This is a genomic window from Frateuria sp. GZRR35, from assembly GCF_051900415.1.
In the GTDB taxonomy this organism is placed as follows: Bacteria; Pseudomonadota; Gammaproteobacteria; order Xanthomonadales; family Rhodanobacteraceae; genus Frateuria_A.
Map to the genome: position 1 here is coordinate 148,292 of NZ_JBHZGL010000002.1, position 18,783 is coordinate 167,074.

17 protein-coding genes and 1 tRNA gene are annotated in these 18,783 nt (G+C 68.1%); 7 read left to right on the forward strand and 11 right to left on the reverse strand.

The window, feature by feature from the left end:
• Window positions 1-69: 69 nt before the first annotated feature.
• On the forward strand, window positions 70-2,016 hold the full coding sequence (locus tag ACFWZ3_RS03215; protein ID WP_439706347.1) for an alpha/beta hydrolase family protein: 1,947 nt from the start codon (window positions 70-72) through the stop codon (window positions 2,014-2,016).
• Window positions 2,017-2,104: 88 nt separating this feature from the next.
• On the opposite strand, the gene ACFWZ3_RS03220 is transcribed toward ACFWZ3_RS03215, so the two are convergent.
• The 4 genes from ACFWZ3_RS03220 to ACFWZ3_RS03235 form a co-directional block, all read right to left on the reverse strand.
• Entirely contained in the window at window positions 2,105-2,608 is a 504-nt protein-coding gene (locus ACFWZ3_RS03220) for a TPM domain-containing protein (RefSeq protein ID WP_439699756.1), read from the reverse strand.
• Window positions 2,608-3,507: a TPM domain-containing protein gene (locus ACFWZ3_RS03225; RefSeq protein WP_439706348.1), complete on the reverse strand. Its 900-nt coding sequence runs from the start codon at window positions 3,505-3,507 to the stop codon at window positions 2,608-2,610. Before ACFWZ3_RS03225 ends, ACFWZ3_RS03220 begins: the two co-directional genes overlap by 1 nt.
• A 1-nt stretch (window position 3,508) precedes the next feature.
• Window positions 3,509-4,132, reverse strand: a complete 624-nt coding sequence (locus ACFWZ3_RS03230) for a LemA family protein (RefSeq protein WP_439706349.1) — start codon at window positions 4,130-4,132, stop codon at window positions 3,509-3,511.
• A 133-nt stretch (window positions 4,133-4,265) separates the two neighbouring features.
• Entirely contained in the window at window positions 4,266-4,652 is a 387-nt protein-coding gene (locus ACFWZ3_RS03235) for a diacylglycerol kinase (protein WP_439706350.1), read from the reverse strand.
• A 252-nt stretch (window positions 4,653-4,904) separates the two neighbouring features.
• Here ACFWZ3_RS03235 and ACFWZ3_RS03240 point away from each other — a divergent pair, with 252 nt between their 5' ends.
• The 6 genes from ACFWZ3_RS03240 to ACFWZ3_RS03265 all read left to right on the forward strand — a co-directional run bounded on the left by ACFWZ3_RS03240 (window position 4,905) and on the right by ACFWZ3_RS03265 (window position 12,516).
• Complete coding sequence (locus ACFWZ3_RS03240) at window positions 4,905-6,461, forward strand: peptide MFS transporter (protein WP_439706351.1); 1,557 nt, start codon at window positions 4,905-4,907, stop codon at window positions 6,459-6,461.
• Window positions 6,462-6,504: 43 nt separating this feature from the next.
• The gene (locus ACFWZ3_RS03245) at window positions 6,505-7,773 is read left to right on the forward strand and encodes an ATP-binding protein (protein WP_439706352.1); all 1,269 of its coding nucleotides are present in this window, start codon (window positions 6,505-6,507) and stop codon (window positions 7,771-7,773) included.
• Window positions 7,774-7,842: 69 nt separating this feature from the next.
• Complete coding sequence (locus ACFWZ3_RS03250; protein ID WP_439706353.1) at window positions 7,843-8,421, forward strand: response regulator transcription factor; 579 nt, start codon at window positions 7,843-7,845, stop codon at window positions 8,419-8,421.
• Window positions 8,422-8,619: 198 nt separating this feature from the next.
• On the forward strand, window positions 8,620-10,875 hold the full coding sequence (locus tag ACFWZ3_RS03255; RefSeq protein WP_439706354.1) for a TonB-dependent receptor: 2,256 nt from the start codon (window positions 8,620-8,622) through the stop codon (window positions 10,873-10,875).
• 13 nt (window positions 10,876-10,888) lie between these two features.
• A complete protein-coding gene (locus ACFWZ3_RS03260) occupies window positions 10,889-12,055 on the forward strand; it encodes a sialidase family protein (protein WP_439706355.1) in 1,167 nt (388 codons plus the stop codon).
• On the forward strand, window positions 12,052-12,516 hold the full coding sequence (locus tag ACFWZ3_RS03265) for a hypothetical protein (RefSeq protein WP_439706356.1): 465 nt from the start codon (window positions 12,052-12,054) through the stop codon (window positions 12,514-12,516). Before ACFWZ3_RS03260 ends, ACFWZ3_RS03265 begins: the two co-directional genes overlap by 4 nt.
• Before the next feature lie 111 nt (window positions 12,517-12,627).
• On the opposite strand, the gene ACFWZ3_RS03270 is transcribed toward ACFWZ3_RS03265, so the two are convergent.
• The 7 genes from ACFWZ3_RS03270 to ACFWZ3_RS03300 all read right to left on the reverse strand — a co-directional run bounded on the left by ACFWZ3_RS03270 (window position 12,628) and on the right by ACFWZ3_RS03300 (window position 18,783).
• Window positions 12,628-12,720, reverse strand: a tRNA-Ser gene (locus ACFWZ3_RS03270).
• Between the two features lie 70 nt (window positions 12,721-12,790).
• A complete protein-coding gene (gene csrA, locus ACFWZ3_RS03275) occupies window positions 12,791-12,997 on the reverse strand; it encodes a carbon storage regulator CsrA (protein ID WP_231349385.1) in 207 nt (68 codons plus the stop codon).
• A gap of 272 nt (window positions 12,998-13,269) precedes the next feature.
• Entirely contained in the window at window positions 13,270-15,897 is a 2,628-nt protein-coding gene (gene alaS, locus ACFWZ3_RS03280; protein ID WP_439706357.1) for an alanine--tRNA ligase, read from the reverse strand.
• A gap of 55 nt (window positions 15,898-15,952) precedes the next feature.
• Window positions 15,953-16,450 (reverse strand): regulatory protein RecX, encoded by a 498-nt coding sequence (locus tag ACFWZ3_RS03285; protein ID WP_439706358.1) that lies wholly within the window; start codon window positions 16,448-16,450, stop codon window positions 15,953-15,955.
• Entirely contained in the window at window positions 16,443-17,000 is a 558-nt protein-coding gene (locus tag ACFWZ3_RS03290; RefSeq protein WP_439706359.1) for a hypothetical protein, read from the reverse strand. The genes ACFWZ3_RS03285 and ACFWZ3_RS03290 overlap by 8 nt, the downstream gene beginning before the upstream one ends.
• 114 nt (window positions 17,001-17,114) lie before the next feature.
• Window positions 17,115-18,149, reverse strand: a complete 1,035-nt coding sequence (recA, locus tag ACFWZ3_RS03295) for a recombinase RecA (protein WP_439706360.1) — start codon at window positions 18,147-18,149, stop codon at window positions 17,115-17,117.
• 127 nt (window positions 18,150-18,276) lie between these two features.
• Complete coding sequence (locus ACFWZ3_RS03300; RefSeq protein ID WP_439706361.1) at window positions 18,277-18,783, reverse strand: CinA family protein; 507 nt, start codon at window positions 18,781-18,783, stop codon at window positions 18,277-18,279.

Genomic DNA, 18,783 nt, shown 5'->3' on the forward strand with positions numbered 1-18,783 from the left:
CGCCGCCAGGCCGGCCACCGTGCTCCCGATGGCCGCGTCTGCCAAAAGGAGCTTAAGGGGGAAGGGATGATGAACCGATTCACGCGGGCCGCGCTGTGTGCGGTCCTGTTGGGGGCGTCCGCGATCGTCGCGGCAGCCGACCTGCTTCCGGTGGAGGATTTCGCACGCCACCCGTCGCTGTCGATGCCGCGGCTGTCGCCCGATGGCAAATACCTGGCCGTGCGCTGGGATGACGGCAGCTCGCACGCGCTGATCGTCTACCGCGTCGACGACATGACCCGCCCGGCCAGCATGTTGCGTATGCCCAAGTACGAGCTGCCGGCCGGCATCACCTGGGTCAGCCCGACGCGACTGGTAGTGGAAAAGGGCAAGGAGTACGGGTCGATCGACAAGCCCTCCATGACGGGCGAGATCATCGCCACCGACGTGGACGGCAAGCATCAGGACTACCTGTACGGCTACGAGGTCAAGTACAGCTCGCGCGCCGCCACGCGCGGCACCGACCGCGGCTGGGGCACCGTCGACGGCCTGCCCGAGCACGCCAACGGGCACTTCTACATGGCTGCCATGCCGTGGGAAAGCCCGGACCACAGCTATCTCTATGACGTCGACGCCAGCGCCAATACCCGCCACCTGATCGGCGACATCGGCGAGGGCGACATGAACTTCATGGTGGGCGCCGATGGGCAGGCGCATTACGCCTACGGCCGCAACGAGAAGTTCGAATACGTCGTCTACCATCGCCAGGATGGCCGCTGGCAGTCGCTGACCGCGCAACAGATCGGCGGCACCTTCGCGCCGATCTATTTCACCCCCGACCACCAGCGCGTGTACGCCATGTACGACGCCGGCGGCGGCCCGGCCTCGCTGGTCGAGCAGGACGAGAACGGCGGCAACCGCAAGGTACTGGCGGCGGCGGGTTTCGGCGAGGTCGGCGGCATCGAGTGGACGCCGCTGCCCCGCCAGCCGTTCGCGACCATCCCCGATACCGGCTTGCCGCAGTTGAGCTACATCGATCCCAACCTGCCTGCCGCCAAGCTGCACCGTGCGCTGGCGATGAAATTCCCGGGCCAGTACGTGCATTTCGTCGACTACAGCGAGGATGGCGGGCAACTGCTGTTCAGCGTGGCCAGCGATCGCGCCCCCGGCTCCTACTTCCTGATCGACACGCACACCTACAAGGTGCGCAAGCTGTTCGACGCGGCGCCGTGGATCGACCCGACCAAAATGGCCGAACGCCGCCCGCTGCGCTTCAAGGCCAGTGACGGCACCGAGCTGGAAGCGATCCTCACGCTGCCGCCGGGTCGGCCCGGGACCAACCTGCCGATGGTGCTGCTGCCGCACGGTGGCCCGATCGGCGTGCGCGACGACTGGTTCTACGACGGCGACGCGCAGTTCCTGGCCAGTCGCGGCTACCTGGTGCTGCAGGTCAACTACCGCGGCTCGGGCGGGCGCGGCGAGGACTTCCAGGAAGCCGGCTACCTCAAGTGGGGCACACGCATCCAGCAGGACCTGATCGACGGCGTCAAATGGGCGGTCGCCGAACACTATGCCGACCCGGCGCGCGTATGCGTGTACGGCGGCAGCTTCGGCGGCTACTCGGCGATGATGACGGTCATCCGCGCGCCGGGCATGTTCAAGTGCGCCGTGGGCTACGCGGGCGTCTACGACCTGAAGATGATGTACAAGAAGGGCGACATCCAGCAGAGCGAGAGCGGCCGCAGCTACCTCACCACCGTGATCGGCCGCAACGACGCCGAGCTCGACGGCAACTCGCCCGACAAGCTCGCCGACAAGATCAGCGTTCCCGTCCTGCTCGTCCACGGCGAGGACGACAAGCGCGCCCCGTTCGCCCAGGCCAAGGCCATGCGCGCGGCGCTCGATGCGGCCCACAAGCCCTACGAATGGATGAGCAAGCCCGGCGAAGGCCATGGCTTCTACGACGAGCAGAACCGCATCGACTTCTACAACGCGCTGCAGGCGTTCCTGGAGAAGCACATCGGCAAGGGGGCCTGAGCCTCCGGATTCCCGTAGGGTGGGCCTCAGCCCGCCGCCTCGTGCGCGGGTGGTGGGCTTAAGCCCACCCTACGGCTTCCGCGAGCTGCTACAGCAGCACCGGCCGGTCGGGCAGTTCGTCCGGGTTGTCGCGATCGTCCGCGGGGAAGTGCTCGCGCAGCAGCGCGTTGATGGCGGCCAGGCCTTCCAGGCTGCCCTCGCGCCAGCGGCCGGCGGCGAAATGCTCACGCATGAGCGCACACACACCGTCCCATTGATCCTGCGCCACGCGGCGCGCGATGCCGCGGTCGGCCACGATTTCGATCCGCTGTTCCGACAGCAGCAGGTAGATCAGCACGCCGCAGTTTTCTTCGGTGTCCCACACGCGCAGCTGGGCAAAGACGTCCCGTGCGCGCGTTCGCGCGTCCATGCCAGCGAGCACCGCGCGCACGGTCAGCCGCGATTCCACCGCGAAACGCACCTCGCCCAGGTGGCCACGCTCGCCGACGGTGACCGCGGCGGCCAGGTCGTCCAGCAACATGGCGGGGAAGCGCTGGCGTAGCTGGAACCAGCCGCCGAACAGGTTGGCGAGCAATCGTTGCACGGGTGTCATCACCAGCTCCCCGAAGAACCGCCGCCGCCGAAGCTGCCGCCGCCACCACTGAAGCCGCCGCCTCCGCCGAAACCGCCGCCGCCGAAGCCGCCCCCTCCGAAACCACCGCCGCCAAAACCGCCCCAGCCACCCCAGCCACCGCGTCCGATCGAGCGGCCGCCGCCGCCGGGCAGCAGCATGAACACGCCGCCGATGATCGCGCCCAGCGCCGCGGCGCCAAGGCTGGCGGCGACCAGCCACAGGATGCCGCCGGTGATGCCCGCGCCCAGCGGCGTGCGCACGAACAGATTGGCGCGGCCGAACAGGTTGCGCAGGAAGAAGGCGATGAAGATGCCGATGAACAGCGCCTGCTGGAATCCGATGCCGCGATGTTCGCGCGGCGCGCCCTGCACGGGCGGCGGCAGCGGCTCGCCCTCGATCAGTTGGGTAAGCGCGCCTACCGCGTCGTGAATGCCGCCGTAGTAGTCGCCCTCGCGGAATTTCGGCGCGATGTACTCGCGGATGATGCGCGCGGTCGCGGCATCGGGAATCGCGCCCTCGAGCCCATAGCCGACCTCGATCCGCACCCGCCGGTCGTCCTTGGCCACCAGCAGCAACACGCCGTCGTCGGTGCCCTTGCGCCCGACCTTGTTCTGCTCGGCCACCGCCAGCGAGTAGCTTTCGATGTCCTGCTCGCCGGTGCTGCCGACCATCAGCACCACCAGCTGCGCGCCCTTGCCTTTCTCCAGCGCCACCAGCTGGCCATCGAGCTGGTCGACCTGCTGCGCGCTCAGCGTCCCGGTCAGGTCGGTGACGTGGCGCTTGAGCGTCGGAACCTCGGCAGCCTGCGCTACCGAGCCGACCACGAGGAGCAGCAGGCCGAGCAGCAGCCACGCCAGCCGCGGCGCGCGAGGGGCCATGTCAGTGCGCGGCCGAGCCGGCCGGCGCGGGCGCCTGCGTACCGAAGTCGACCGTCGGTGCGGTGGAGATCGCCTTTTCGTTCTCGACGGTGAAATTCGGCTTCACCTGGTAGCCGAACATCTTGGCGGTGAGGTTGTTCGGGAAGGTGCGGATCATCGAGTTGTATTCCTGCACCGACTGCACGTAGCGGTTGCGCGCCACGGTGATGCGGTTCTCGGTGCCCTCTAGCTGCGCCTGCAGGTTCTGGAACAGCCCGTTGGCCTTCAGGTCCGGGTAGCGCTCGCTGACCACCATCAGCCGCGACAGCGCGCTGGACAGCTCGCCCTGGGCCTGCTGGAACTGCTTGAGCTTCTGCGCGTCATTGATGGTCTCCGGGGTGACCTGCACGCTGCCCACGCGGGCGCGGGCATTGGTGACCTCGGTAAGCACGCGCTCCTCGTGCTGGGCATAGCCCTTGACCGTGTTGACCAGGTTCGGCACCAGGTCGGCACGGCGCTGGTACTGGTTGAGCACTTCCGACCAGGCGGCCTTGACCGCCTCGTCCTGGCGCTGGATGGCGTTGTAGCCGCAACCGCTGAGCAGCACGGCGAGCAGCGACAGCACGATCACGCGAAGGGTCTTCATGGCGGCGCTCCGGATGAGTGGGTGCGCCAGCGTAGGGTCAGGCTCCGGCCAGCGTCAACGAGCCCGGTAGGGGCGGGCTTGGGCCTGCCGTGACGTTCGGGCGAAAAGTTGTCGGGTAAGCAGGCCTGCCGCGCTACATCGCCAGGATCGCGGGCAGCCGGGGACCGACGATCAGCGCCCAGCTCAGGCCCATGAAGACCAGCAGCACGAACACGGCCGCCGAGCCCATGTCCTTGGCGCGACCGGCCAGCTCATGGAATTCGGGACTGACCTTGTCGACCACCGCCTCGATCGCCGAGTTGAGAAGCTCCGCCGAGAGCACCAGGAACATCGGCAGCACCAGCGCCAGCTTCTCCAGCGGGCCATGGCCCAGATACAGCCCTAGCGGAATCACCACGATCGCGAGGCAGACCTCGAAGCGGAACGAGGCTTCGTGCCGCCAGCCGGCGCGCAGGCCCTTCATCGACCAGCGCAATGCGTTCCACAATTGCCGCGGCCCGCGGAATCCTTCGGCGGCCATGCGCTCAGGCGTCCTTCCGCGCGGAGGCGGAGCCGGAGGGCGGCGGAAACGGGGCTGTCGACATGGGCGGCTACTCGCGATCGGCCGGCGGCAAGCGCGCCATGATGCCACAGCGCCCGTCACGCAACCGCATGTCGCAGTGCAGCGTCACTGGGTTTGGCGGATGGGTTACCCTCGGGTGATTGCAGCCCGGTTCAGGGTTGCAGAGCAGGCCGCGCCGCGGCTGTCTGTGTTCATCCGCTCGGAAACTCCATGGCAACCCAGAATCCACCCGTATCGCAAACGCGATCCTTCAGCACCGTCTTCCTGATCGAAATGTGGGAGCGCTTCGGCTTCTACGGCATGCAGGTGCTGATGGTCACCTACATGATGAAGAAGCTCGGCTTCATCGATACCCACGCGAACCTCGTCTGGGGTGCGGCTGCAGCGTTGATCTACGCCACGCCCGCGATCGGTGGCTGGGTCGGCGACAAGCTGATCGGTACACGCCGCACGATGCTGACCGGTGCGGTGGTGCTGGGCCTGGGCTACGCGATGCTGTGGATTCCCACCGACAACCCGTACCTGCTGTACGTCGCACTCGGTGTGATCATCGTCGGCAACGGCTTCTTCAAGCCCAACGCCGGCAACCTCGTGCGCAAGATCTACGAGGGCGACGACACCAAGATCGATAGCGCGTTCACCATCTACTACATGGCGGTCAACGTCGGCTCGATGATCTCCATGACGCTGACACCCTGGGTGCGTGATTACGTGGGCGAGCGCTACGGCGACGCCTGGGGCTGGCACACCGCCTTCGGCATCTGCGCCATCGGCCTGCTGCTGGGCCTGGTCAACTACACGCTGATGAGCCGCACGCTGCGCCACATCGGCTCGGCGCCGGACCAGAAGCCGTTCAATCTCGCCCGCTTCGGCGCGGTGATGCTCGCGGCCGTCGGCATGGTGTTCGTCTCGGCCTTCATCCTGCAGAGCCAGACGGTGGCGCGCATCTGCGTGTATGCCGCGGGCGTCGTGATCCTGGGCATCTTCATCCACCTGATCCGCTCCAGCGAGCGCAGCGAGCGGGCCGGCCTGGTCGCCGCACTGGTGCTGACCGTCCAGACGATCTTCTTCTTCATTTTCTACCAGCAGATGTCCACCTCGCTGAACCTGTTCGCGCAGAAGAACGTGAACCTGGACTTCAGCGTGTTCGGCATGCACCTGTTCACCTGGATTCCCGAGCAGTACCAGAACTTGAACGCGATCTGGATCGTGCTGCTCAGCCCGGTGCTGGTGTTCATCTACAACTCGCTCGGCCGCGTCGGCAAGGATCCGTCCGTCGCCGCCAAGTTCGCCCTGGGCTTCGCCGCGGTCGCGGCCGGCTTCTTCGTTTACGGCGTCGGCGCGCACTGGGCTGTCGCGGGCCAGGTTTCCTCGTGGACCATGGTCTGGGGCTACGGCCTGTATTCGCTGGGCGAACTGCTGGTGTCGGGCCTGGGCCTGGCCATGATCGCCCGCTACGTGCCGGCGCGCATGGGCGGCTTCATGATGGGCGCCTACTACGTGGCCTCGGGTATCTCGCAGTACCTGGGCAGCGTGGTGGCCAACTTCGCGCACATCCCCGAGGGTCTCAACGACCCGCTGCAGTCGCTTGAGATCTACACCAGCCTGTTTACCAAGCTCGGCTGGGTCGGCCTGGGCTGCACGGCAATCGCCGTGGCGGTGCTGCCGCTGATGAAGAAGCTCTCCAACAGCCACGCCGAACACGCCGCCGCAGCCGATCCGCTGCCGCCCGTGCGCAGCGAGGAAGGCTGGGAACTCCCGGGCTGATCCCACGGCGCCGCGGACCTCCGCGGCGCCTTTTTTTCGCGCCATGCCCCACCGGCACGCCAACCGCCGCATCGGTCCTTTCGCGCTCACGCGCATGCTCGCCTGGTTGCGCCTTTGCGCGATCGCCGGGCAGAGCGTGGCGGTGCTGGTCTGCGCGCTGTGGATGCACCTGCCGATTCCGCTGCTGCCGCTGCTGACCGGCATCGGCGCGCTGGCCGTCTTCGCCGTCTTCGCCGCCTGGCGGCTCGGCCAGCCCTGGCCGGTGCGCGAGTGGGAAACCATCCTGCACGTGGCGGTCGACACGCTGGTGCTGGGCTACCTGCTCTACTTCACCGGCGGCGCCAGCAACCCGTTCGTGACCTTGCTGCTGGTGCCGATCGCGCTGACCGCCGCCGCGCTGTCGGTGCCGGCGGTACTGGCGGTGGCGGCCCTCGCCGGCGTGGCCTACCTGCTGCTGCTCTATCGCTACGAACCGCTGCCGCTGCCCATGCACGGCGGCGGCTTTCCGCTGCACATTCTCGGCATGGGCGTGAACTTCGTGATCACCGCGCTGCTGCTGGGCTTCTTCATCAACCGGCTGGCGCGCGCGTTGCGCATGCAGCAGCTCGAAGTGCAGCGCGTGCGTGAGCGTGCGCTGCGCGACGAGGGCATCCTGGCCATTGCCACCCAGGCCGCAGGTGCCGCACACGAGCTCAACACGCCGCTGGCGACCATGCGCACGCTGCTGCCCGAACTGCGCCGCGAGCACGCCCAGGACACCCTGCTGGAAGAAGACCTCGCGCTGCTGCAGGAGCAGGTCGACCGCTGCCGCACGATCCTGCGCGAGATGGTCGCCTTCGGCCAGGCGCAGCTGTCGCAGGAGGCCGAGCGGATGTCGCTGCAGGCGTTCGTGCACGGTTGCCTGGAGCGCTTCCAGTTGCTGCGCCCGGAAGCGGAGCTCGCGCTCGACCTGCCCGACGCCACCGCCCGGCTGGTGCTGCGCGTGCCGGCGGGCCTGCGCCACGCGCTGATCAACCTGCTCAACAATGCGGCCGACGCCTCGGAGTCGCGCGGGTCGGACGCGGTCGAGCTGCAGATCCGCTGCGAGCACGGCTGGCTGGAGCTGACCGTGCGCGACCACGGCCCCGGCTTCGACAGCCAGGCCGAACTGGGCGAACTTGGCCGCAGCGGCAAACAGGGCGGCCTCGGGCTGGGCCTCGCGCTGGCCGAAGCCACCGCCGAGCGCCTCAACGGCGAACTGACGGCGGGCAACACGGGGCAAGGTGCGCAGGTGCGCCTGCGCCTTCCGCTGGCCGCGATCGCCGCCGGCTGAACCGCCGAACGTGCAACTGCGACGCGCTCGGGCAAGAATGTCTTTCCCGATACCGCTCCCACAGCCCTCATGACCGACGCCAACGCTCCCCGCCAGTTGCTGATCGTCGACGACGACGCCACCTTCGTCCGCGTGCTCTCCCGCGCGCTGGGCTCGCGTGGCTTCGAAGCGATCGGCGCCACCCGCGCCGACGAGGCGCGGCAGCTGGCCCGCAGGCACCAGCCTCGCTACTGCGTGCTGGACCTCAAGCTGGGCGAGGAGAACGGGCTGAAGCTGATCTCCGAACTGCACGCGCTGGTGCCGGAGATGCGCATCCTGCTGCTGACCGGCTACGCCTCGATCGCCACCGCCGTGGAAGCGATCAAGCGGGGCGCCCACGACTACCTGGCCAAGCCGGTCGATGCCGACGCGGTGGTGCGTGCGCTGCTCGAGGGCGAAGGCCCGGCACCCGCCGACGACGAGCCGCCGGAGGCGCCCGAAGCGCCCCTCGCGCTGCGCCGGCTGGAGTGGGAGCACATCCAGCGCGTGCTGACCGAATGCGACGGCAACATCTCCGAGACCGCGCGGCGCCTGGGCATGCATCGCCGCACGCTGCAGCGCAAACTGAGCAAGCATCCGGTGCGCGAGCGTCCCGACACGGGCGAGTGATCGTGCCCCCGTAGGAGTCCGCTCGCGGGGGATGCCCTTGCCGGGCCCGATGCAAAAGCATCGCCCGCAAGCGGGCTCCTACAGGGGCGACACCGCGCCATCGCGCGCTTTCCACACTCCTGTGCGACAACGCGTCATCTGGCCGTGCACATTGGCGCCGCTATGCTGCGAAGCCTCGACCCACGTCCAGAGTTGACCGTGAAGCCCCGATCGCCCGGCATCTGCGTGCTCGCCCTCCTGGCCGCCCCTGCCCTGCTGCACGCCGCCGACACGCCACCGCAGGCCACCACGCTCGCCCCGGTGATGGTGCACGCCAGCGACACCCACGTCACCGAGACGCCGGCGGTCAGCGTGCGCATCGACCGCGCCCAGCTCGCACGGCAGAACGTCACCACCAGTGCCGACGCGCTGCGCTTTGCGCCCAACCTGCAGGTGCGCTCGCGTTACATCGGAGACCCCAACGCGATCATCAGCGGGCGCAACGCGGGCACCCTGCAAAGCGCGCGCAGCCTGGTCTATTCCAACGGCCTGCTGCTCTCCAACCTGATGACCAACGGCTGGGACGGCGCGCCGCGCTGGGGCATGGTCGCGCCCGAGGAAATCGGCGCGGTCGACGTGTTGTACGGCCCCTATTCCGCGCTCTATCCGGGCAACTCGATCGGCACCACGGTACTGATCCACACGCGCCTGCCCGAGCGGCTCACCGCCAGCGCCAGCGTGCAGGTCATGAACCAGGATTTCCGCGACGCCTATGGCGCTGGCGGCCACTACAACGGCCGCCACGCCGCCGCTTCGCTCGGCAACCGGCAGGGCCGCTGGAGCTGGCTGCTCACCCTCGACCGGCTGGACAACCACGGCCAGCCGATGCAGTACGCCACCGCCAAGGCCGGCGGCGATCCGTCGGCTGCCGTCGCAGTGGATGGCGCCACGCTCGACCGCAATCCCAACGGCAGTCCTCGCCTGGTCTATGGCGCCAACAGCATCGAGCACACCGTGCAGACCCAGGCCAAGCTCAAGCTCGGGGTGGACCTGACCGACCGGGTGGCGGCGCTGTTCACGCTCGGCTGGTGGCACAACCACGCCGAGGACCGTACGCGCAGCTTCCTGCGCGATGCCGGCGGGCAACCGGTCACCGCGGGCACGGTGAGCGCCTACGGCGGGACCTGGACCTTGCCGGCCAGCGGCCTGGCGCCGACCGGCAGCGAGGATACGCACCTCCTGTACGGCGCCGAGCTCAATGGCCACTGGTCCAACGACTGGCGCTGGACCGCCGTCGCCAGCCACTATGACTTCGTCCGCGCGCTCGCACGCAGCGCGTCGTTGCCGCCGCCGGTCGGCCCGCTGGGCGGTCCCGGTACCGTGGCGGACAACGCAGGCTCCGGCTGGGACACGCTCGACCTGCGCAGCTCCGGCCCGCTGGGCGACACGCACATGCTCTACGCCGGCCTGCACGGCGACCGCTACGTGCTCGATTCGCGCGTGTTCGCCGCCAGCGACTGGCGCGGCGCCGCCGACGGTGCGCTGGCGAGCGCCTTCGCCGGCCGCACGCAGACGCGCGCCGCCTACCTGCAGGACGTCTGGAGCTTTGCCGATGCCTGGGCACTGACGCTGGGTGCTCGCTGGGAGCAATGGCGCGCCTACGGCGGACGCCGTGCGGACAGCGCCGCGACCGTCCGTTACGCCGACCGCCAGCGCAGCGACCTGTCGCCCAAGGCCGCGCTCGAGTGGGACTTCGCGCCCGACTGGCAGCTCCGCCTGGCCTGGGGCAAGGCCGTGCGCTACCCGACCGTGGCTGAGCTGTTCCAGGGTGCGATCGCCGCCAACGCGATCGTCGGCAACGACCCCAGCCTCAAGCCTGAGCGGGACAACTCGATGGACCTCACGCTCAAGCGGCAGCTCACCGACGGCCACTGGCGCGTCTCGCTGTTCCAGGACCGCATCGCCGATGCGCTCTACACGCAGACCGACATCACCGTCACGCCCACTGTCACCAACGTGCAGAACATCGACCTGACCCGCATCCGCGGCATCGAGGGCGAGCTTGCGCTGACCGACCTGTGGACGTCCGGGCTGGACCTCACCGCCAGCGTGGCCGTGAACGACGCCAAGACCCTGCGCGACCGCCGCTACCCGCTGGCCGAAGGCAAATGGTTCCCGCGCATCCCGCGCCTGCGCGCCAGCCTGTTCGCCGACTACCGCTTTGCCGACGGCTGGGAAGCCTCGTTGGGCATCCGCCGCTCCGGCCGCCAGTACGGCTCGCTGGACAACAGCGATTTCGTCGACACCTACGGCGCCGTCAGTGCCTTCACGGTCGCCGATGCGAAACTGCGCTGGCATTTCGCCCCGCACTGGACCGCCTCGCTGGGCGTGGACAACCTCACCAACGCGCGCTACTGGGTCTACCACCCGTATGCCGGCCGCACCTGGGTCGGCGGCGTGCGCTGGGAGCTGTAGCCGAAGGAATCCCATGCGTCGTCTGCTGATCCTGCTGCTTTGCCTTGCCCTCGCGCCGGTGGCCGCGCACGAGCACATGGCCATGCCGAAAGAGCCGCCGCTCGGCGCGAGCGCGGCGTTCGACGCGCAAGGCCGGCTTTGGGTCGCCGATGCCGCCGACGGCCACGTGCGCCTGCGCCACTCCGACGACATGGGCAAGACCTTCAGCGCGCCGGTGACGGTCAATACCGCGCCCGAGCCGATCTACGCCGAAGGCGAGAACCGGCCCAAGCTGGCGTTCGGCCCGAAGGGCGAGATCTACGTGAGCTGGTCGCAACCGCGCGCCAAGCCGTGGACCGGCTTCGTACGCTTCGCCCGTTCGCTGGATGGCGGCGCCCATTTCTCCGCCCCGCTCACCGTGCACCACGATCGCGCGGAGATCACCCACCGCTTCGATGCGCTTGCCGTCGACGGCCAGGGACGCGTGGTGCTGGCCTGGATCGACAAGCGCGACCAGGCCGCGGCCGAGGCAGCGGGCAAGCCCTACCTGGGCGCAGCCGTGTACTACGCGTGGTCCGACGATCGCGGCGCGAGCTTCGTCCCCGAGCGCAAGCTTGCAGAGCACAGTTGCGAGTGCTGCCGCATCGCGCTCTCGCACACGCCGCAGGGCGATATCGCCGCGTTCTTCCGCGCGGTCTACGGCGACAACATCCGTGACCACTCCTTCGCCGTGCTGCGCACCGACGGCGGGGCCAGCCATGCCGAGCGCGCCACCTTCAGCGGCTGGCACATCGCCGGCTGCCCGCACCACGGCCCGGGCCTTGCGATTGCGCCGGACGGCACCCGCCACGCGGTCTGGTACGAGGCCAACGGCAAACCGACCATCTGGTACGGCCAGCTCCAGCCTGGCCAGCACGCCGCACACGCGCAGGCGATCGCTGGCGCCGGTGCCAGCCACGCGGATATCGCGGTGGATGGCAACACGGTGTGGGTGGCGTGGAACCAGGTCGACGCGAAAGGCGAGGCGCTGATGCTGCGCCGCTCGGACGACGGCGGGCTGCATTTCGGCACGCCGCGCACGATGGCAAGCAGCGCCGCGGCGGTGGGCTCGCCGCAGCTGCTGCTGCGCGATGGCCGGGCTTACGTCGCCTGGAACACGGCGACCGGCTTCCGCCTGCTCTCCGCCAGGGCGACGCCATGAAGCGTTGGCTCGTCGCCCTGTTGCTGCTGCCGGGCCTCGCCATGGCCGGCTCCCCGAAGCCGTTGAGCGCAGCCGATGTCCCTGCCCTGCTCACACCACCGGCCCACGGCGAGCGCCTGATCGCCCTGTGGGCGCTGGACTGCGCGTATTGCGAACCGAACCTGCAAGCCCTGGCGCGATTGCAGCAGGCGCATCCGAAGAGCATCGAACTGGTCACCGTGGCCACCGACGACATGGCGCATGCCCCGGCCATCGAAAAGCGCCTCGCCGCCGCCGGCATGACCGCCTGGCCGGCCCGCGCCTACGCCGATGCCACGCCCGAGCGGCTCAACTATCTGCTCGATCCCGAATGGGGTGGCGAAACACCTCGCGTGCTGGCGATCCGCGCCGATGGCTCACGCCAGGGATACAGCGGCGAACTGACGGAAAAGCAGCTGCAGGCCCTCACCCCGAAACCGTAGGGTGGGCTTCAGCCGACCCTGCCGTTGCGTAGCACGAGGACGGTGGGCTGAGGCCCTACGAGTTCTACTTCCAGATACGCAAAACGCCCCGAGAGGGGCGTTTTGCATGTCTGGCGGAGAGAGAGGGATTCGAACCCTCGATAAGGCTTTTGACCCTATACTCCCTTAGCAGGGGAGCCCCTTCGGCCTCTCGGGCATCTCTCCGGGTATGTTCCGCGCTTTCGCGGAGCCGGCAAGGATACCGGCCGACGCCGCCGAGGTAAAGCGTTCGTGATCAGTGTTCGCCAGTTTCGCCGGACGTGCTGCTGCCGGACTCGTGCTCGCCCTTGATCCGCTGATAGATCTCTTCGCGATGCACCGCCACGTTCTTCGGGGCATTGATGCCGATACGCACCTGGTTGCCCTTCACGCCGAGAACGGTAACGGTCACCTCGTCACCGATCATCAGGGTTTCACCGACCCTGCGGGTCAGAATCAACATGTTGTGTTACTCCATTAATGCTGTTGGTCACAGGCCTGCCGCACGATGGAGCTTCACCCCTGAGCCCATCGCCAGTCAGTTCGACGAAAGTCCGTCGAAGGCCCTACCGCCTTCCCCGGCTCACAGCCAAGGCATTCACCATGAATGCCCTTGCCTTGCGGCAGCATCGTGGGTCATGCCGCCGACAGTCGTCCGATACTAGCCGAGCGCGAGCGCCGCGCGCAACGCATTTCGCGGGTGATAAATCCCCGATTCACAATGGTCTAGCGGGTCTACATCCTTTGGCCGATCCACTCCGGCAAAGCGGCGAGCAGAGCGGGTAGCTGGGCCGTATCCAGGCCGCCGCCCTGGGCCATGTCCGGGCGTCCGCCGCCCTTGCCCTCGATCTGCTGCGCGACGTGCGACACCACGTCGCCGGCCTTGATGCGACCAAGCGCCGCACCGTGCACGCCGGCCACCAGCGAGACGCGACCGTCGACCGCGCCGGCCAGCAGGACCACGCAATCGCCTAATTGCTGCTTGAGCTGGTCGACGCTGTCGCGCAGGGACTTGGCATCGAAACCTTCCAGGCGCGCGGCCACCACCTTGATGCCAGCCACCTCGGGAGCATTCCCGGCGAGATCGGCCGTGGCACTGCCGGCGGCCTTGCTGCGCAGCGATTCGAGCTCGCGCTCGAGCTTCTTCTGGCGATCGAACAGCTGGCGCAGCTTTTCGATCACGTCATCACCGCTCCCAGAGAGCAGGTGCGAGAGTTCGCCCAGGCGCCGTTCCTCGTCGGCGACGAAGGCCAGCGCGCCCTCGCCGGTCACGGCTTCGATGCGGCGCACGCCGGAAGCCACGCCCGCTTCGCTGACGATCTTGAACAGGCCGATATCGCCGGTGCGGGTGACATGCGTGCCACCGCAAAGCTCGGTCGAGAAATCACCCATCTTCAGCACGCGCACTTCATCGCCGTACTTCTCGCCGAACAGCGCCATCGCGCCGAACGCGATCGCCTCGTCGTAGGCCATCTGGTGCACCTCGGCGGGCGCGTTGCGGCGCACCTCGGCGTTGACCAGCGCCTCGACCGCGGCAAGCTCGTCGCGGCTGAGTGGCTTGAAGTGCGAGAAGTCGAAACGCAGGCGCTCGGGCGCGACCAGCGAACCCTTCTGCGCGACGTGGTCGCCAAGTACCTGGCGCAACGCCGCGTGCAGCAGGTGCGTCGCCGAATGATTGAGTACGGTGGACTGGCGGCGCGCGGTGTCGACCTGTGCGTCGAGCGTGTCGCCGGTGCGCAGCGCCACGCCGTGCCAGCGGCCCGCGTGGCCGAAGAACACGCCTCCCATCTTGAGCGTGTCGCCGACGTCGAAACGGCCGTCGGCGTGGCTCAGCACGCCGGTGTCGCCCACCTGACCGCCGGACTCGGCGTAGAACGGCGTGCGGTCAAGGATCACCAGGGCTTCCTCGCCATCGTCCAGCGCATCGACCTGCCTGCCGTCGCGCACGATGCCGAGCACCTTGCAGCCGGTCGCCGCGAGTGCGTCGTAGCCCAGGAACACCGTCGGCGCCAGGCGGCTGGCCAGCTCCGCCGGCATCTGGCCCTTGGCCTCGAAACGGCCCGCCGCGCGGGCGCGCTCGCGCTGCTCGTTCATGGCCTGCTCGAAGCCGGCCATGTCGACGGTGAGGCCGCGCTCGCGCGCGATGTCACCGGTCAGGTCGACCGGGAAGCCGTAGGTGTCGTAGAGGCGGAAGGCATCGGCACCGGGGATGGTGTTGCCAGCCTTCTTCGCCACCTCGTCGAACACACGCATGCCATGCTCGAGCGTCTCGCCGAAGCGCTGTTCCTCGGTACGCAATGCATCCTCGACGAAGGCCTCCTTGGCGGCCAACTCCGGATAGGCCGCGCCCATCTCCTCGACCAGCGGCGCGACCATCTTCCAGAAGAAGTCACCGCGCACGCCCAGCATCCAGCCATGGCGCAGCGCGCGGCGGATGATCCGGCGCAGCACGTAGCCGCGGCCTTCGTTGGACGGCAGCACACCATCGACGATCAGGAAGGAACAGGCGCGAATGTGGTCGGCGATCACGCGCAGCGACTTGTTGGCCAGGTCCTTGGTGCCGGTTAGCTCGCCGGCGACGCGGATGAGGTGTTCGAACAGGTCGATCTCGTAGTTGGAGTGCACGTGCTGCAACACGGCGGCGAGGCGCTCCAGGCCCATGCCGGTGTCCACGCAGGGGGCCGGCAGCGGCGAGAGCGTGCCATCCGGTGCGCGGTCGAACTGCATGAACACCAGGTTCCAGATCTCGATGTAGCGGTCGCCGTCCTCGTCCGGCGAACCGGGCGGGCCACCCGCCACGCCCGGGCCGTGGTCATAGAAGATCTCGGTGCACGGACCGCAGGGACCGGTGTCGGCCATCTGCCAGAAGTTGTCCGAGGCGAACGGCGCGCCCTTGTTGTCGCCGATGCGCACGATGCGCTCGGCCGGTACCCCGACCTGCTTGTTCCAGATGTCGTACGCCTCGTCGTCGGTCTGGTAGACCGTCACCCAAAGGCGCTCGGCCGGCAGCTTGAACACGCCCGTGAGCAGCTCCCAGGCATAGGCGATGGCGTCGCGCTTGAAATAGTCGCCAAACGACCAGTTGCCCAGCATCTCGAAGAAGGTGTGGTGGCGCGCGGTGTAGCCGACCTGGTCCAGGTCGTTGTGCTTGCCGCCGGCACGCAGGCAGCGCTGCACGTCGGCGGCGCGCGCGTAGGGCAGCTTCTCGCTGCCCAGGAACACGTTCTTGAACTGCACCATGCCCGAGTTGGTGAACAGCAGCGTGGGATCGCTTGCCGGCACCAGCGAGCTGGACGGCACGATGGCGTGGTCCTTGGCGCGGAAGAATTCGAGGAAGGTCGAACGGATGTCGGCGGTTTTCATGGGCAGCGCAGGCTTGAGACAAAAAAGGCCACGCCGGCGGCCACCGCCGATGAAATCAGTCGATTTCGTCGGCAGCGTCGTCCACTTCGGCGTGGGTAGCACGTCGTACTGTGGCGGCGGCAAAGCCGCGACGCAAGAGGAATTGCGCGCGTCGGGCGCGCTCGGCGTGGTCCGCCGGGGCCTTCCCGCCATAGCGCCTGCGCAACTGATCGAGCGCGGACGCTTCCCAGTCGACTTCAGCCGTGTCCAGCAATTCGCGGATGCGCTCGTCCGGCACGGCGTGTGTCTTGAGCTCGGCGCGGATCCGCTGGGGGCCGTAGCCCTGGGATGTGCGACTGCGCACCAGGACTTCGGCGAAGCGGTCGTCGTCCTGGTAGTGCTGCTCACCCAGGCGGTCGATGGCCGAGGCAGCCTCATCGCCCTCGTATCCGCTCTGGCGCAGCTTGGTCTTGAGCTCACGGCGCGAGTGCTCGCGGCGGGCGAGCAGGACGAGCGCCTTGTCGTAGGCGCTGCGTTTGATGCGTCCCTTGTCTTTGCCAGGCTTGTCAGCCACGCCCGAGAGACTCTTCTTGCCAGGGGAACGCAATTTGAAAGGCGCCCGCCCCCCGCCCGGATCTTTCGTCATTGCAGACGGGCAGCGTGCCTGCCTGTCGCTCGTATTCATGCAGGGCAGCCCGCTCGGCCGCCTTGACCAGGCGCTTGGCCGAATCGAAGTCCTCGGCGACCAAGCTGGCCCACGAAAAATGCCAGCTATCGAAGCCCTTGAAGCACTCGCATCGATATCTGGCCCAGTTCCTGGTGTCCCGCGGCTCGCCACCAAGGAGGGTGAACGGACCACCGCAGTGACCCGCCGCCTTGCAGCAGTGCTTCCACAGGCGGTCATGCAGCGTGGACGGGCTCTTGGTGCCCACCGAACGCCCGAGGTAGATCGCGCTCGCCGGCTCGGACAATTCGCCCAACCTGGCGTCGGCAATCACATAGAGCCCGGCCCAGGGCGTGCCCAGATCCCCGGCAAGGGGCCTGAACATGCTGTTTCGCCGCAGCTCGGGATCGTAGTGATACGCCCGGTCAAAGGGCAGCCAGTTATTGAAGCTGACGAGCACACGCCCTCCGCGCGGAAATCCGGAGCCAGTCCCTGTGCCAGGAGAGCGAGGGCACATCCCCTCCCCTGGCGTACCTAGAGGAGAGGAAGGTGGGCTTCGGCCAGGACAGAAAAATCAGGCTTCTTCGAGCGCCTCTTCAGAGGTGGCGGCTGCCTTGCCGCCGCCCACCAGCAAGCGCGCACGCAGCTGCTGGTCGATCTCGTCGGCGATGGCGGGGTTGTCGCGCAGGAACTGGCGCACGTTCTCCTTGCCCTGGCCGATGCGGTCGCCGTTGTAGCTGTACCAGGCGCCGGACTTGTCGATCAGGTTTTCCTTCACGCCCAGCTCGATGATCTCGCCCTCGCGCGAGGTGCCCTCGCCGTAGAGGATCTCGAACTCGGCCTGGCGGAACGGCGGCGCGACCTTGTTCTTCACCACCTTGACGCGGGTCTCCGAGCCGATCACCTCGTCACCCTTCTTGACCGCGCCGATGCGGCGGATGTCCAGGCGCACCGAGGCGTAGAACTTCAGCGCGTTGCCGCCGGTGGTGGTTTCCGGGCTGCCGAACATCACGCCGATCTTCATGCGGATCTGGTTGATGAAGATCACCAGGCAGTTGGACTTCTTGATGTTGGCCGTGAGTTTGCGCAGCGCCTGGCTCATCAGGCGCGCGTGCAGGCCGACGTGGGAATCGCCCATCTCGCCCTCGATTTCGGCCTTCGGCGTGAGCGCCGCCACCGAGTCGACCACCACCATGTCCACTGCGCCGGAGCGCACCAGCATGTCGGCGATCTCCAGCGCCTGCTCGCCGGTGTCCGGCTGGCTGATCAGCAGGTCGGCCACGTTGACGCCGAGCTTCTCGGCATAGGTCGGGTCGAGTGCGTGCTCGGCGTCGACGAACGCGGCGGTGCCGCCGTTCTTCTGGCAGTTGGCGATGGCCTGCAGGGTCAGCGTCGTCTTGCCGGAGGATTCCGGGCCATAGATCTCGATCACGCGGCCGCGCGGCAAGCCACCGATGCCCAGCGCGATGTCCAGCCCGAGCGAACCGGTGGAGACCGTGTCGATGGCCTCGTTGGTGCGGTCGCCCAGGCGCATCACGGCCCCCTTGCCGAACTGCTTTTCGATCTGGCCAAGTGCGGAGGCCAGCGCTTTGCGCTTGTTGTCGTCCATCGTGGGAATCCCGGTGGTGTGGCGAGGAATGGAAGCGATCTTGCCCGGTTCGAATCTCACAGGCTGCGATCTGCTAAGGCCTTGATTATCCCACAGCCGTCAAGCCCCGCCGCCGGCGCAGGGCGCCTCATTCCGTCAGCGCTTTCCGCACGCCGTTGAGCGCGGCGGCCACGCTTTGCCGGCGGATCGCCTCACGGTCGCCATCGAAATGGAACAGCTGCGCGTGGGCGTAGCCGCCGCGTCGTTTCCAGCCGATCCAGACCGTGCCGACGGGCTTTTCCGGCGTGCCGCCCGACGGCCCGGCAATGCCGGTGACCGCCACGGCGACGCCAGCGCCGTAACGCGCCATCGCGCCGGAAACCATCTCCAGCACGGTCTCCTCGCTGACCGCGCCGGTGTGTTCGAGCGTGCGCGGATTGACGCCCAGCAACGCCTCCTTGGCCTCGTAGCTGTACACCACGACGCCTGCGTCGAACCAGGCGGAGCTGCCCGGCTGGTCGGTGAGCGTCTTGGCGATCCAGCCGCCGGTGCAGGATTCAGCGGTGACGAGCATCAGCCTGCGCTGCTGAAGATCGATGGCGACTTCGGCGGCCAGTGCGGAGAGTTCCGCGTCGGTAGGGGCGGGCAGGGGCAC

Bases quoted from the DNA above. Each gene is read 5' to 3' on its own strand.
- ACFWZ3_RS03215 (WP_439706347.1), top strand. From the start codon at position 70: ATGAACCGATTCACGCGGGCCGCGCTGTGTGCGGTCCTGTTGGGGGCG.
- ACFWZ3_RS03220 (WP_439699756.1), bottom strand. From the start codon at position 2,608: ATGACACCCGTGCAACGATTGCTCGCCAACCTGTTCGGCGGCTGGTTC.
- ACFWZ3_RS03225 (WP_439706348.1), bottom strand. From the start codon at position 3,507: ATGGCCCCTCGCGCGCCGCGGCTGGCGTGGCTGCTGCTCGGCCTGCTG.
- ACFWZ3_RS03230 (WP_439706349.1), bottom strand. From the start codon at position 4,132: ATGAAGACCCTTCGCGTGATCGTGCTGTCGCTGCTCGCCGTGCTGCTC.
- ACFWZ3_RS03235 (WP_439706350.1), bottom strand. From the start codon at position 4,652: ATGGCCGCCGAAGGATTCCGCGGGCCGCGGCAATTGTGGAACGCATTG.
- ACFWZ3_RS03240 (WP_439706351.1), top strand. From the start codon at position 4,905: ATGGCAACCCAGAATCCACCCGTATCGCAAACGCGATCCTTCAGCACC.
- ACFWZ3_RS03245 (WP_439706352.1), top strand. From the start codon at position 6,505: ATGCCCCACCGGCACGCCAACCGCCGCATCGGTCCTTTCGCGCTCACG.
- ACFWZ3_RS03250 (WP_439706353.1), top strand. From the start codon at position 7,843: ATGACCGACGCCAACGCTCCCCGCCAGTTGCTGATCGTCGACGACGAC.
- ACFWZ3_RS03260 (WP_439706355.1), top strand. From the start codon at position 10,889: ATGCGTCGTCTGCTGATCCTGCTGCTTTGCCTTGCCCTCGCGCCGGTG.
- ACFWZ3_RS03265 (WP_439706356.1), top strand. From the start codon at position 12,052: ATGAAGCGTTGGCTCGTCGCCCTGTTGCTGCTGCCGGGCCTCGCCATG.
- csrA (WP_231349385.1), bottom strand. From the start codon at position 12,997: ATGTTGATTCTGACCCGCAGGGTCGGTGAAACCCTGATGATCGGTGAC.
- alaS (WP_439706357.1), bottom strand. From the start codon at position 15,897: ATGAAAACCGCCGACATCCGTTCGACCTTCCTCGAATTCTTCCGCGCC.
- recA (WP_439706360.1), bottom strand. From the start codon at position 18,149: ATGGACGACAACAAGCGCAAAGCGCTGGCCTCCGCACTTGGCCAGATC.